The sequence below is a fragment of the Halorubrum sp. C191 genome (assembly GCF_002727095.1).
Taxonomy (GTDB): Archaea; Halobacteriota; Halobacteria; order Halobacteriales; family Haloferacaceae; genus Halorubrum; species Halorubrum ezzemoulense.
Genome location: NZ_NHNZ01000133.1, coordinates 90,535 through 104,133, shown reverse-complemented (window position 1 = coordinate 104,133; position 13,599 = coordinate 90,535). Strand labels below are relative to the sequence as shown.

14 protein-coding genes are annotated in these 13,599 nt (G+C 67.7%); 6 read left to right on the top strand and 8 right to left on the bottom strand.

Annotated elements, in window-relative coordinates:
• Positions 1–28 precede the first annotated feature (28 nt).
• Together Z052_RS13375 and Z052_RS13370 are read right to left on the bottom strand one after the other, a co-directional pair.
• The gene (locus Z052_RS13375) at positions 29–586 is read right to left on the bottom strand and encodes a hypothetical protein (protein WP_094521427.1); all 558 of its coding nucleotides are present in this window, start codon (positions 584–586) and stop codon (positions 29–31) included.
• The gene (locus Z052_RS13370; protein ID WP_089308413.1) at positions 583–1,173 is read right to left on the bottom strand and encodes a transcriptional regulator; all 591 of its coding nucleotides are present in this window, start codon (positions 1,171–1,173) and stop codon (positions 583–585) included. Before Z052_RS13370 ends, Z052_RS13375 begins: the two co-directional genes overlap by 4 nt.
• Before the next feature lie 451 nt (positions 1,174–1,624).
• Here Z052_RS13370 and Z052_RS13365 point away from each other — a divergent pair, with 451 nt between their 5' ends.
• A complete protein-coding gene (locus tag Z052_RS13365; protein ID WP_141213937.1) occupies positions 1,625–2,401 on the top strand; it encodes a hypothetical protein in 777 nt (258 codons plus the stop codon).
• 333 nt (positions 2,402–2,734) lie between these two features.
• Here Z052_RS13365 and Z052_RS13360 read toward each other — a convergent pair whose 3' ends face one another.
• Positions 2,735–2,992: a hypothetical protein gene (locus Z052_RS13360; RefSeq protein ID WP_094521429.1), complete on the bottom strand. Its 258-nt coding sequence runs from the start codon at positions 2,990–2,992 to the stop codon at positions 2,735–2,737.
• Between the two features lie 117 nt (positions 2,993–3,109).
• On the opposite strand from Z052_RS13360, the gene Z052_RS13355 reads away from it, so the two are divergent.
• From Z052_RS13355 to Z052_RS13340, 4 genes are all read left to right on the top strand, one after another.
• Positions 3,110–3,973, top strand: coding sequence for an inositol monophosphatase (locus tag Z052_RS13355; RefSeq protein WP_049930328.1), 864 nt, complete (start codon positions 3,110–3,112; stop codon positions 3,971–3,973).
• A gap of 496 nt (positions 3,974–4,469) precedes the next feature.
• On the top strand, positions 4,470–5,000 hold the full coding sequence (locus Z052_RS13350; RefSeq protein ID WP_049930326.1) for a DUF5817 domain-containing protein: 531 nt from the start codon (positions 4,470–4,472) through the stop codon (positions 4,998–5,000).
• 65 nt (positions 5,001–5,065) lie between these two features.
• Positions 5,066–6,085: a PGF-CTERM sorting domain-containing protein gene (locus Z052_RS13345; RefSeq protein WP_099289121.1), complete on the top strand. Its 1,020-nt coding sequence runs from the start codon at positions 5,066–5,068 to the stop codon at positions 6,083–6,085.
• A complete protein-coding gene (locus Z052_RS13340) occupies positions 6,082–6,555 on the top strand; it encodes a hypothetical protein (protein WP_099289120.1) in 474 nt (157 codons plus the stop codon). Before Z052_RS13345 ends, Z052_RS13340 begins: the two co-directional genes overlap by 4 nt.
• A 39-nt stretch (positions 6,556–6,594) precedes the next feature.
• Here Z052_RS13340 and Z052_RS13335 read toward each other — a convergent pair whose 3' ends face one another.
• Together Z052_RS13335 and Z052_RS13330 are read right to left on the bottom strand one after the other, a co-directional pair.
• Complete coding sequence (locus Z052_RS13335) at positions 6,595–6,984, bottom strand: hypothetical protein (RefSeq protein WP_049930320.1); 390 nt, start codon at positions 6,982–6,984, stop codon at positions 6,595–6,597.
• 118 nt (positions 6,985–7,102) lie between these two features.
• A complete protein-coding gene (locus Z052_RS13330; RefSeq protein WP_094494634.1) occupies positions 7,103–7,942 on the bottom strand; it encodes a cytochrome B in 840 nt (279 codons plus the stop codon).
• A 243-nt stretch (positions 7,943–8,185) separates the two neighbouring features.
• Here Z052_RS13330 and ppc point away from each other — a divergent pair, with 243 nt between their 5' ends.
• The gene (gene ppc, locus Z052_RS13325; protein ID WP_049930316.1) at positions 8,186–10,888 is read left to right on the top strand and encodes a phosphoenolpyruvate carboxylase; all 2,703 of its coding nucleotides are present in this window, start codon (positions 8,186–8,188) and stop codon (positions 10,886–10,888) included.
• Between the two features lie 14 nt (positions 10,889–10,902).
• On the opposite strand, the gene Z052_RS13320 is transcribed toward ppc, so the two are convergent.
• The 3 genes from Z052_RS13320 to hmgB form a co-directional block, all read right to left on the bottom strand.
• The gene (locus Z052_RS13320) at positions 10,903–11,379 is read right to left on the bottom strand and encodes an MOSC domain-containing protein (protein WP_094521430.1); all 477 of its coding nucleotides are present in this window, start codon (positions 11,377–11,379) and stop codon (positions 10,903–10,905) included.
• A gap of 258 nt (positions 11,380–11,637) precedes the next feature.
• Positions 11,638–12,093, bottom strand: coding sequence for a 30S ribosomal protein S19e (locus Z052_RS13315; RefSeq protein WP_094521431.1), 456 nt, complete (start codon positions 12,091–12,093; stop codon positions 11,638–11,640).
• Positions 12,094–12,229: 136 nt separating this feature from the next.
• Complete coding sequence (gene hmgB, locus Z052_RS13310; RefSeq protein WP_049930312.1) at positions 12,230–13,573, bottom strand: hydroxymethylglutaryl-CoA synthase; 1,344 nt, start codon at positions 13,571–13,573, stop codon at positions 12,230–12,232.
• Positions 13,574–13,599 lie beyond the last annotated feature (26 nt).

The following is a 13,599-nucleotide window of genomic DNA, read 5'->3' as shown; positions in this document are numbered from 1 at the left end:
ACCGTGTGCGGATCGAGCGTAGGCGAAATCAACCGTCGCGTCCGTCAGCGGCGGACGCGTTCGAGACGCCCGCGTGCCGGTCTCCCGTTGTCGTCGATCCCCTCGGTATGCAGGTCACGGTGTGTATTCGGTTCAACGAGACGCTGAGGCCGTCGCCGCTCGCGTCGGTCTCGAACGAGAGTCGGACAGTATCCTCCTCGGGACAGCGCAGCGTGACGTTGACCACCGAGGCGGTTCCCGCTTCGAGCGACGAAGGCGTCTCGACCGACTCGATCGCGGCGTCCGTCGATTCGGGGTCCGCGATCGAAACATCGACATCGAACTCGTCGAGATCATTCCCGAGCTGGTTGCGATACTCGACAACCGACATCGATTCACCGTCGTGGACCTCGTCGCTGAGCGGCGCGTAGCCGAGGTACGCGCTCGTGTCGTTCGTCACGGTGACCGCGAGCCCCCGCTCGGCCTCCATCGCGGTGAATCCGGCGGTGCCGAAGACCAGTCCGACCGCAGCGGTGAACGCGAGCACGAGGCTCAGCGCGCGGAGGGGCCGCACGCGGGTCGACGACATCCGGGCCGGGATACTCATTCTCGCCGGCGGATTTCGGGTGGTTTCTCCGTGTTTCCGAGGCGTGCTTGGCGGCCGATCACGTGGTGAGCGACCGAAGAGATTCCGAAGACGGTTGCAGTGAACACTCCCACGTCGATCGCTTCGAGCCCGGCGAACCCCGGCGTTCCCGTAGCGACGGCGAGCAGGAGCGAAGCGGCGAGGCCCGCGAGCCCGACGTAGTAGAGGCTCCACGGGATCTCTCTGCTCCGGAGTACCTCGACGTAGATGTCGAGCTCCTCGAGTTCGGGCGTCGGCGCGACGAGGTTCTCCTCGTCGTCGATCGTGACCACGTTCTTCTCCTCCAGTTTCGGCAGGTGCGTCCGCTGGAGGGTGCTATACACGTTCCGTCGGTCCTCGTACCGGACCTCCTCCGGATCGACGCCACGCTCCCACGCGGTGACGTGCGTGGAGAGATCCGAGACCTCGACCGGCTCGTCCGCGCGCTTGAGCGCGTGGATGACGAACCGGCGGCGCCTGTTCGACAGCAGTTTGAAGATCTCGTCTTCGGACAGTTCGCCGCCGCCGTTTCGCCCCGCCCCGTAGGTCGTTGTCGCTGTGGAGAGCATCGATGTGATCACCTGGTTCCGCGCCGGCGGGTCCCCCTCCCGTGAACCGGCGATTTTCGCTTATAATGTGTGATTGTGTCTATCATAAATAGGTTGGATAATTAACCTGTTAATTTAAGAAACGTGATGAGAAAACGTTCGGCTCGTCGGTTCCTCGAGAGACAGTTGAACCGCGGAGCGGGGTCGTCGCGGGTTTTCAGGGAGTGTTTGAGACGCGGCGAGCGCTTCAGGTGCCGGCTTCAGCGTCTCCACGTCGGGTTCAAGCGCGGCTCGATACGGACTGCGAGAGGCGGTCGACTCGCATCGAGGAGCTCACGTCGCGTTATCGAGCCCGGCGCGTGATCGTGTCGAGAATTTCATAACGAAGTACCATGCCCCGTATGGATTATCCGAGCGCTCCCGGCCCGGACGACCGGGTTGCGGGGGTGCGCGAACACAGGTGAAACACAATATGGATCGGCGCAAATTCCTCGTCGGAATGGGATCGATGGCTGTTGGCACGACAGCCGCAATTGGTACTGGCGCAGTTGAAACGATTTCAACTGACCGCGAACTGTCCGTCGACGTCGCTGGTGACGGAGCGGCGTTCTTAGGACTTGACCCCAACCCGAACTCACAGTTCGTCGTGACGGACAGTAACGAGAATATTATCGGTCTCGACCTCAGCGGAGCGGCCGCCAGCGGGGCCGGTGTGAACAACGAGGGTTCGACGGAGATCCGCCCAGCCTTCACCCTACAGAATAATTCGTCTCGCGAACTTTACGTGGGGATTCTGAATACCCTCAGGAACAACGATATTAGCGGCAGTCAGACAAATACTGACGGCTTCAGCGGAGGAACCACCGTACCCGCAGGCCTTGACGTACAGTTCGCCGCTTCGACGACGGCTCCGGGCTTCAATTCCGGCGAAGTCGGTCTTATTGGACGTGATTCCGCTCCCTCGACCGGCGACAACTACGGAACCCCGTCTGATCCGTCGACGTTCGCGCTACAGGCCGGTGCGAGCTTCCCGTACAACTTCCTTGAAATCAATGACACGGGTTACGTTAGGATCCCGTCTGGGAAGACAGTTCCAGTTACTGTGCGGGCAGTCACTGATAATTTCGACGTCGTGAACGATAGTGTTCCGAATACGCGGTTCCTCGTCAACGCTACCACTTCCGAGTCGGCCATTGGGCTAAGCGATAACATCACCTCGGAGATCAACTTAGATAGCAACAGGTACTGAACTAATCTCACGTTGTACTTCGGGGACCACCCGGAGGCCGTCTCGGATATCCGGTTTTTTGAGTTGTCCCATCGCCCTACACGCAGTAGTCGCTTCGACATCAGTTCAGATTGTGAATACATCTACCACTACCCGTCATAACCGTTCTCGAACTGCGGTTTCACACACGTTGTGCTGACACGACGCCGCACGCTCCGGGTACAGGATGTCCGGTTGTCTGGGAAATGATGTGTCTACCGCAACGGGAGCGGGTAACTCACGACCGGCACAACCCCTGAGAAGTCGGGTTTCCTACCGTGTCGAGAAGTCGGTCGGAGAAAAGATTAGTTTCTCTTACTCCCCGCCGTCGGTGTACGCCCAGTCGTCGAGCACGCGCTCGGCGGCCGCGTTCGCCTCCGCCGGCGAGGGACAGGAGCCGTCGACGACCTCCTGAGAGAGCTCGCCCGCGAGGTCGTACACCGCACCGCCGTCCGCGCGCTCGGCCACGCGCTCGAACGTGGGCCGGTAGCCCGCGGCGGCGCGCTGTCCGATTTCGTCGAGCGAGGCGTCGATGGTGTACTCGAGCTGACGGACCGCTTCCTCGGGTTTCATATCCAATTGTCCGACTCCGACCTACTTAAATGTACTCGGATTCGGAACTGAGTTAATTTCGGCTCGCGCCCCGCGTCGAACCGACGTTTATACTCCGCGGCGGCGTCGACTGGGCGCATGACCGACGCAGACGAGCGCGGCGCCGATTCGGGCGGGCGCGAGGAGGTCCCCGCTCCCGCGGCCCGCACGGACGACGTCGACGAACGCGCCGCGGTCGCGAAGCGTGCCGCGGAGGCGGGCGCCGCGGTGGCGAACGAGGGCTTCCGGAGCGACATCGCGGTGGAGACGAAAGGCGAGGACGACGTGGTGACCGAGGCGGACCGCGCCGCCCAGCGCGCCGTCATCGAGTCGATCCGCGAGTCGTACCCCGACGACGCGGTCGTCGGCGAGGAAGAGGACGAGCGCAAGACGGTCCCCGAGTCGGGCCCCGCGTGGGTGATCGACCCCATCGACGGAACCCACAATTACGTCCGCGACATCCGCGTGTGGGCCACCGCGGTCGCCGCCGTCGTCGACGGCGAGCCGGTGGCGGCGGCGATCGTCGCGCCCGCGCTCGGCGACACCTACATCGCCGACGCCGAGGGCGCGTACCGCAACGGCGAACCGATCGCGGTGAGCGGCGTGACCGAGACCCGGCACGCGACCGTCGACCCGACGATCTGGTGGGAATACGACGCCCGCGACGAGTACGCCCGCGCCTGCGAGGCGATTGTCACCCGCTTCGGCGATATGCGCCGGCTCGGCGCGGCGCAGGTGGTCCTGCCCACCGTCGCCGCCGGCGGGCTGGAGGGGACGATCACGAACGTCGCGGCGAACCCGTGGGACACGGTGGCGGGCGTCTTCGCGATCCGACAGGCCGGCGGGCGCGTGACGGACTTGGACGGGAACCGCTGGCGGCACGACTCGACCGGGCTGGTCGCCTCGAACGGCGCACTCCACGACGAGGTGCTCGCGGCCGCGAACGAGATCGAATCAGACTGATAAGCGGAGTCCGTAGTCGTTGCTGGTCAGTGCCGAGTCGTTAGGTGATAAATCGAGGTCGCCGATCGGTGGATAGCCGCCGTATCCGTTCAGTTATAACTGGCTGATAGCGGATCGACGGCGAACACCGCCGAAGCCACAGTCGCTTGTTTATAAATGACTGGTGGCGGATCGACGGCGAACACCGCCGAAGCCCCAGTCGCGAGGACGACGCACGCTCGTTGCGCTCCTCGCTCGTTCGCTTCGCTCACTCGCTGCGGTGCTTACGTCGCCTGCGTCGTCCTCGCGACTGCCCCTTCGAGTCCCGCCCCGCACCGCGCCTCACGCCTCCCCAGCCTCGTCGCTCGCTTCGCTCGCGACTCCCTCGCGCGTGCTCCTCGCGGCCGCCGGAGGCGGCCACTCGGAGGCACGCGCCACGGCATCGTGTTGGGTTGTCGAGAGCCCGGCCGCGTCTCGGAGCCGAGGGTTCAACTTCGGGGCCGGCGAACCCCGTCGCATGTACGCGGTCGTCGGCTGTAACGAGTGCGCCAACATGTGGCTGGTCACGGACCCGGAGACGAGCGAGACGGCGAAGTGCTCGCGGTGCGGCAAGACCCACCGGACCGCCAAGCTCAAGCGCTTCTTCGAGTCCGAGGAGCGCGCGGCGGCCCGCCAGGCGCGGTCCGCGCTGCTCGCCAAGAAGCGCGGCGACAGCGCGGCGTTCGCCGAGGTGGACCACGTCGCCGACCTCGAAGCCGCCGTCGAGGACGCCGGCATCGGCGACCGCGAGTACCTCGAGTCGTCGGGCATCGACGCCGACGCCGTCGACGAGGCCGCCTCGCGCGCCGAGGGCGGCGGGGGCGGCTCCCGGAGCCGCACCGAGGTCGTCCGGGACGCGGTCGACGCCCTCGACGACCCGACAGAGGCGGCCGTCGTGGATCGCGCCGCGGCCGACGGCGTCCCCGCCGACGCGGCCCGCGAGATCCTGACCCGCCTCGCGCACCGCGGCGAACTCACCGAGTCGAACGGGCGGTATCGCCTCCTCTGAGCTCGGTTCCAAGCGCAGACGCCGACTGGACAAAGCACTTATATGACGCTCGTGAGGGGTCGCGTATGGACACCCGCACGGCCCTCCTGGCGGCGGCCGCCGCCCTCCTCGTCGCGAGCGCGGTCGGCGCCGTCGCCGTCCCCGGCGCGATCACCGACCCGCGGGAGACGAACGAGCCGCCCGGCCGGATCGACGTCGCCGGCGCGACCGTCGCGCCCGGCGAGGTGCGCGGCGAGACCGCCGAGCTCCGGCTCGGCACCGACCTCCGCCACCGCGGCTCGACAGTCGAGAACGTCACGGTCCGCCACCGCGCGATCGGCAGCGAGTCCGGCCTCCTCGTCGACGAGACCACGGTCGACGTGGGCGACGTCGACTTCGAGGGGGAGCAAACGGTCAACGGCACGGTCGACGTCGAGCGCGAGGGGGGCTACCGCATCGAGACGGTCGTCTTCGCGGACGGCCAGCGCCGCGAGGAACAGACCACTCGCGTCGGCGGCGTCGCGGCGCTCACGCCCGACTACGCGGACACGAGGGTCGGCTTCACCGACGGGACGGTCTGGCCGACGGTCGCCGTGAGCGTCACCGAGGCCGACAACGAGACGGCGACGCTGTCGGCGTCGATTTCCGTGACGAACCGCGGCGACGAGCCGAGCGACGACGTCGACCTCCGGCTCTACCTCCGGCAGGCGGAGTCGAACGTGATCGCCGGGGAGGCGACGGAGACCGTCGGCACCGTCCGCCCCGGTCGCACCGACACCGTGACGGCGACCGTCGAGGTGCCGAACGGCTACAACTACTACGTCGACGCCGCGCTGTTCGACGACGACGTGCTCGTCGACGAGACGCAGGGCGTCGCGAACCTGAACCCGCAGGAGACCCTCTCCGCGAACGAGACGGTCCGCGACGTGCAGTTCACCGTCGAGGACTTCGAGCGCGGCGAGGGGGGCGTCGGCGGCGACAGTGCCGGTGACGACAGAGCGACGCGAGACGGCGGCGCCAGCGGCGACGCGACGCCCGGTTTCGGCCCGCTCGTCGCGCTCGTCGCGCTCGTCGTCACGGCGCTGCTCGCACGGAGGCGACGATGACTGACGAACCGCCGCGTGCCGATGCGACCGACGAACCGCCACGTGACAGCCCGAGCGACGACCGCGCGACTGCCGACGGCGACCGCACCCGCGACCCACCACAGCCAATGACAGACGACACCGACGCGACCGACCGCACGGAAACGGGTCCCGACCGGACGGACCCGGAAGAGACCGACACGGACTACTGGACAGAGCCGGCCGGCTCCGGCGGCTTCGGCCGCCTTTCGACCGACGACCTCCGCGGGCTGCTCGACCGCGTCGGGCTGGCAGTGCTGTCGCTGCTCGCGGTCGTGGCTGGCTGGGGGTTCTACAGCCAGTCCGGCAACGCGATCCGCACGTGGTTCGATCCGGCCTACCAGTCCGTGGCGCTCGCGGTGTTCAACCTCGCGGTCCTGCTCGTCGCGCTCGCGGGCGTGGCCCACCAGCTCCGTCGGATCCGCTCGGCGGAGTCCGGCGGGTCCGAGTAGACCGGCGCCGGAGACAGCCGGCGACGACGAGCCGGCCCGCTACTCATCGGGGATCTGCTCGGTGTCCGTCGGGATTTGTTCCACCTGCCCCGCGAGCGTCGCGGCGTCGCCGGCGACGGTGGAGGGCTCGACGCCGGCCTCGCCCGCGACCAGCCTGACGTGTGCGGCGAGCAGCGCGAGCGCGCGGAGTCCCGCCCCCTCCGGGTCGTCGTCGGTGCGCTGGGCGAACGTGGTGTCGACCTCGCCGTCGCGGACGACGCCGACGTGGACCGCGTCGATGTCGTCGCCGTCGAGCAGGTCGCGGGCGCGGGCCAATTCCGCCTCGAAGTCGTCGCTCGCGGGGGCGTCCGCACCGCCGGCGGCCGCGGATCGGTCGTCGTCGCCGGCGGCCTTGGAGACGGACTCGTCGGAAGCGGGGTCGTCGCTCATGTCATTCCCTCGGACGAGCGAGGTGAAAAGCGCGGCGACGACTTACACGAGACGTCCGAGGGACGAGCGGAGAAGAGGGCGGAGCCGCGACAGGGCGGGGTTACTCCTCAGGCTGGGATTACTCTTCGGGTCGGGGACGCGCGATGAACAGCGCCTCCTCGATGGTGAACGGGTCGTACGTCGACTGGTGGCAGACGCAGTACGAGCCGTCGGCGGCGTCGTAGCGGGCCGACTCCTCTAGCTCCTTGTAGCCCGGAATACAGCAGAAGTGGGTACAGACGTTGAGGTACGCCATGAACCCCTGATCGGTCGAGGCCTGGAGCCACTCGTCGTTCTGGGCCGCCTCCTCGATCTCCGGCGAGCGGATCACGATCGCGTTGAGGTTCGTGTCGGAGTCCTCGGAGCGCCACGTGGTCATCGCCGGCTTGCCGACGCCGTCGCTGCCGATCCCGTTCCCCCACTCCTCGTAGTCGTCGAAGTCGTCGATGTGGATCCGGTCGCCGCCCGAGTAGGTGTTCGACTGCCAGTCGTACGGCGGGCCGCTCGCGGCGCGGAACAGGTTGTCGGACTCGAAGTTCGGCTGGACGTTCTCCTGCGACTCGACGCCGCAGTACTGGAACCACGCGCCGGAGTAGGTCGTCCCGCCGAGATCCTCCTGTGCGACCTCGATCTCCTGTCCCTCCTGGGTGATGGTCGTCGTCTCGGGCCAGATGCCCTCAATGTACCCGTCATCGTTGACCTGAACGGGGATCTGCGGGAGCCCGCGGGGCGCCGGACCGCCGGTCTGCGCGATGGTCTTCGCGACTGTCGACCCGCCGCCGACGCCGCCGGCGGTCGTCAGGGTGTTCACGGTCGCCGACCCCATCGCGCCGACCCCAGCGAGGGCCGCGCCGCCGACGACGCCCTTCACGAAGCGTCGCCGCCCGGACTCAGACGGATACTTATCGGACGCACTCATGCTCGCTACTGAGGTTGGATCGGTAAAAAGGGTGACGAACCCTCCACAGCGGCGAGAATCGGAGCCATTCCGGGTCGACGGCGACGCTTCGGAACCGGGCCGCGCCCGGGACCGACGAGTCGCCGCCGCCATCGCCTCCGGCCGGGGTCGGCAAGGAACGTTCGTGATCGAATTTACTCGGAACCGGGGCAAGCATTCGTCTAGCCCACGGATTTAACCGATCCCGACCGAACTGTCTGTGGTATGAAGTTGCATAATCGGGACGTGCGGACGGACGTTCGAGAACTCGGGGCGCTGGTGGGAGACGTCCTGGCCGCACAGGCGTCGACGGACGCGTACGAGACGGTCGAGACGCTGCGGAACGCGGCGATCGATTACCGGCGGGGAGACGCCGCGGACCGGGCCGCCCTCCACGAGGCGGTCGCCGACCTCTCGACGACACGCGAGGAGGTCGTCGCCCGCGCGTTCACGACGTACTTCGAGCTCATCAACCTCGCCGAGGAGCGCGAGCGCGTCCGCGCGGTCCGAAACGCCGACGACGGGACCGCCCTCCACGACTCCTTCGACGCGACGATAGCCGAGTTCGCCGAGGCCGGCGTCGACGCAGACGAACTGGAGGAGCTGCTCGCCGACGTGCTCATCGAGCCGACGTTCACCGCTCACCCCACGGAGGCCCGGCGGTCAACCGTGAAGTCCAAGCTCCGCTCGATCGCGAACCACCTCGGCGAGCTCGACGAGCGCAACCTCACCGACCGCGAGCGGCGCGCCGTCTGGCGCGACGTCACCGCCGAGGTAACCAGCCTGTGGGGCACCCGACAGGTTCGCCAGCGGGCCCCCGAGCCGGAAGACGAGGCGCGCAACGTCCAGTGGTACCTCGAGAACACGCTGTTCGACGTCGTCGGTGACGCCTACGAGGAGTTCGAGGAGACCATCTCGAAGGAGTACGACGACGTCGACTGCCCCAAGCTCTTCGAGTTCCGCTCGTGGGCGGGCTCCGACCGCGACGGCAACCCGTTCGTCACGCCCGAGGTGACCGACGAGACGCTCGAACGCCAGCGCGAGGTCGCCGTCGAGAAGTACCGAGACCGCTGTAAGCGGCTCTCCGCGGTGCTGAGCCAGGACGGCGACCGGTACGCCGACGGCGACGCGCTCGCGGAGTCGCTCGCGGCCGACGCCGAGCGGTTCCCGACCGTCGTCGAGGAGGCGCGCGAGCGGTACCCCGACGAGCCGTACCGGCAGAAGCTCCGGCTGATGCGCGAGCGCCTCGACCGCGTCAACGACGTCCGGCCGGGCGAGTACCCCGACGGCGACGCGTTCCTCGACGACCTCGACGTGATCGCCGAGTCGCTCCGCGAGGACGGACAGGAGTCGGTGCTGGAGTCGTTCGTCGAGCCGTTCCGCCGGCAGGTCGACACGTTCGGGCTCACGCTGGCGTCGCTCGACCTGCGCGACCACCGCGAGAACCACACCGAGGCCGTCGCCGAGGCGGTCGCGGCCGAGGGCGTCGACTACGCCGAGATGGACGAAGACGAGCGCGTCGACTTCCTCACCGAGGCGATCCTCCAAGAGGACCCGGTCGTCGACGTCGACGAACCCGGCGACGTCTCCGAGACGACGGAGCGCGTCCTCCGCCGGTTCGCGTCGTTCGCGGGCTGGCAGGACGAGTACGGCCAGCAGGCGATAGACACCTACTGTATCTCGATGACGGAGGAACCCAGCCACGTGCTGGAGGTGCTCTTCCTGGCCGACCAGGTCGGTGTCGTCTCCTTACCCGACCACTGCGCGGTCGACGTCGTCCCGCTGCTCGAGACCGAATCGGCGCTCAACGGGGCCGAGCGCATCCTCGGTACCCTCTTCGAGAACGAGGCGTACGCGGCCGCGCTGAAGGCACGCGACGAGGTCCAAGAGGTCATGCTCGGCTACTCCGACTCCAACAAGGAGAACGGGTTCCTCGCCGCGAACTGGGACCTCTACGAGAACCAGCGCCGGATCGCCCGGTTCTGCCGCGAGGAGGAGGTCACCCTCCGGCTGTTCCACGGCCGCGGCGGCTCCATCTCGCGCGGCGGCGGCCCGATGAACGAGGCGCTGACCGCGCTCCCGAACGAGACCGTCACCGGACAGGTGAAGTTCACCGAGCAGGGGGAGGCGATCGCCGAGAAGTACGCCAACCCGCGGATCGCCGAGCGCGAGCTCGAACAGATGCTGGACGCCCAGATCCGCGCCCGGAAGGAGGCGAACGAGGAGCCGGTCGAGAACGTCCCGGACCGCTGGGTGGAGGCGATGGAGGTCATGGCGCCCGCCGCCCGGGAGACGTACCGGGAACTGCTGAACAGCGACGGATTCGTCTCCTACTTCGAGCAGGCGACGCCGATCAGCGTCGTCGAGGACCTCAACCTCGGCTCCCGGCCCGCCTCCCGCTCCGGCGAGCGCAGCGTCGAGGACCTCCGCGCGATCCCGTGGGTGTTCTCGTGGACCCAGACGCGGCTCATCCTCCCCGGCTGGTACGCGATCGCCTCGGGGATCGACGCCTACCTCGACGAGGTCGGCGAGGAGGAGGGGATGGAGACGCTCCGCGAGATGTTCGACGAGTGGCCGTTCTTCCGGACCACGCTCGACAACGCCTCGCTGGCGCTCGCGCGCACTGAGCCGGAGATCGCCGCCGAGTACGCCGACCTCGCCGACGACGAGCTCCGCGAGCGCTTCTTCCCCGAACTCGTCGACGAGTACGAGCGCGGCCGCGAGCTAGTGTTGTCGATCAGCGGCCGCGACCAGCTGCTCCGCCGCGAGTGGCTCGAAGAGAGCCTCGACCGCCGGAACCCCTACGTCGACCCCCTGAACCTCCTCCAGGCGAACCTGCTCGGACGCACCCACCGCACCGACGAGGAGGAGCGCACCCTGCGGCTCACCGTCAACGGCATCGCCGCCGGGATGAAAAACACCGGATAACCCGGGGTCGGTCGCTACCAGACGATCTCGTCGCCGACCGCTACCGTTCCCGACTCCACGATGCGGGCGTCGAGCCCGCCGCGACCGTCGAGCGCGGTCACCGCGTCGGACTCCTCCGCGAGATCGGCCATGTAGCCGCAGGGCTCGCAGCGACCCGTCCCCTCGACGGTCGCTTCGCCGACCCGGAACCGCTCGCCGACGAGTTCTCTGAGGTCGACACCACGCGTCGTGACGTTGCGCCGGTGCGCGCCCGCCTCTAGGTCGACGCCGTGTTCGGCGGCCGCGGCCGCAAGCGTCTCGGCCTCAATCAGCGTGATGTCGCTCGGCTCCAACTCCGACTGCTCGTTGTAGATCCCGTCGCCGTCGAAGTAGCGGTCGCCGCGGAGCCCGCGGTCCGCGACCGCCTCGACCGCCTCCCGGGGCTCCGGGTCGCCGCCCGTCCCAGAGGCGACGTGAATTCGTTCGACCGTGCCGACGCGTGACTCCGTCATGCGCGACTCACGCCGGCACTCCGAGACGCGGGATCAAGAAGGTAGCGGGGGAGCGACCGAAGGAGAGCGTCCGAGGAGAAGAAGGCCGACGCGTATGTGTCGATTTACCCGATATCAGATTTTGTATAGCGGTGTTTGGTTTACGACGTGCGCAACGGGCGAACTCGCGAGACGAAGCAGCCGCTTGCGAGACGCGTGCGATGTGACCGAGAAAGCAGTCGCTACGGCGGTAAAGCGGCCAGAAACAGAGATATCGGTTTACGCGTAGCGTTCGAGTTCCGGACGGTCGAGGTCCTCGAAGACCTCGGTCGCGACCTCGGAGAGGAACGCCTCGCCCTCGTCGGAGAGGCGGCGACCCTCGCCGGAGGCGGTCGTGACGAGCCCGTCCTCTTCGAGCGCCTGGAGCGACGAACGGATGAGCTTACGCGAGCCCCCCTCGTGCTCGCCGGGGCGGACGATGTAGCGATTGGAGCCGCGCTTCTTCGAGCCGTACTCGGTCGCGAGCCGCTCGATGCCGATCGGCTCGTTCTGCGCGACCTTTCGCAGGAGGCTCGCGGATCGGACGTACCAGAAGTCGTCCTGCTCCGGCGGGAGCTCCTTGCCTGCGCCGGTTTTGGCGAACTCGACCCAGTCGGGCTCTTCGATCCGGTCCTCGAGGCGGGCGGCGACGGCCTCGATGAGGTCGTCGGCCGGCACGTCGTAGATGGTCACCATTGGGTGTCGATTCACGCCAGCGTCGTTTAAAAGCATCGTATCGCGAACGACCCGTGTGAGCCGTTTTCACGGGATTGCGGGCCGCTGCGGATGACTCACGGTTCGGTGAGCGTGCCGGTCAGCGGCGGTCGCGGCGCTACTCGGCGTACTCGTACTGGCGCTCGTTCATCCGCCCCCAGCCGGTGAAGACGAACTCCCCGTCGGGCTGGGTGAACTCCTCGACCTCGCGCCCGAGGTCGGCGTCGTACTCGTGGACGTCGTGGACGTCTTCGTACTCCTCCCACGTCAGGTCGTAGCGGGCGTCGAGCTGGTCGTCGATGTCGAGCCTCTCGATCTCGGCGCGCCACCCCTCTCGGATCGTCTCGGCGTGGATCTCGGCCTGCGCGCCCGAGCCGTAGGAAGCGACGAGTAGCGTGTCGCCGACGAACTCGCGGTCGCGGGTCAGGGCGTCTCGGAGGGCGCTCACGCGGGCAATGTGGACCGAACTGGTGTACCAGTTGCCGACCTCGCGAGAGAGGCCGAGCGTCGGCTCGACTGCCGTGTCGTACCACGTCTGGTACTGCTCGGTGGTCTTTAACTCGTCCATGTACCCGCGGATCGCCTCCTCGTAGGCCTCCCGGTCGTCGTACTCGCCTTCGCGGGGCTGGCGGCCGATCTCGTCGGCGAGCGCGTCCTCGTGTGCTGTATCGCGGATGACGTGACGGTAGGCGAGGAGCGCCGCCTTCCGGACCATGCCGGGGAACGGCGTGTGGAACGGCGCGTACGCGAAGTCTTCCAGCTCGATGTCGTCCGTGACGGACTCGTAGTCTTCGAGGGCCTCGCGCATCCGGGAGAGGTACACCTGGACCGACCGCTTCCCGTCGACGCTGGGGAACTGCTGGTTCGGCTTGAGGAAGTCAGTCTCGTCCTTCGAGCCGTACCCCTGGTCCGTCGAGAGCTCGACGATCGAGGGGTCCTCGTCGATCAGCATCGCGACGGCGCCGGCGCCCTGCGTCGCCTCGCCGGGGTCACCGCGAGCGTACAGCGCCGTGTCCGTGGTGATGACGAGCGCGGGGCGGTCGCGGTTCCGGCCGGCGCGGATCCAGTTGTACGCGTCGTCAATGGCCTGCGTTCCGGCGAGGCAGGCGAACTTGCGCTCGCCCTTGTTGGCGTGGGTGAAGTCGCCGTCGTACACCTGTTCGAGGCAGCCGGCGATATACGTCGACACGGGCTTCGAGTGGTCGAACGCCGACTCGGTGGCGACGTCGATCCGGCCGACGTCCTCGGGTTCGAGCCCCTTCCGGTCCATCAGCCCCTTCGCGGCGTTCGCGCCCATCGTGACGATGTCCTCGTACACGTCGGGGAACGAGGAGTTAGTGAGCCCGAGCCCCTTCGTGTACTTCTCGGGGTCGTCGCCCTTCTCCGGCGCGAACGTGCCCGGCAGGTCGAGTTTGAGCTTCCCGGTCCAGATCTCGATGCCGTCGATCCCGACTGCGGTCATACACGGTCGTTCATGCGGCCGGCATA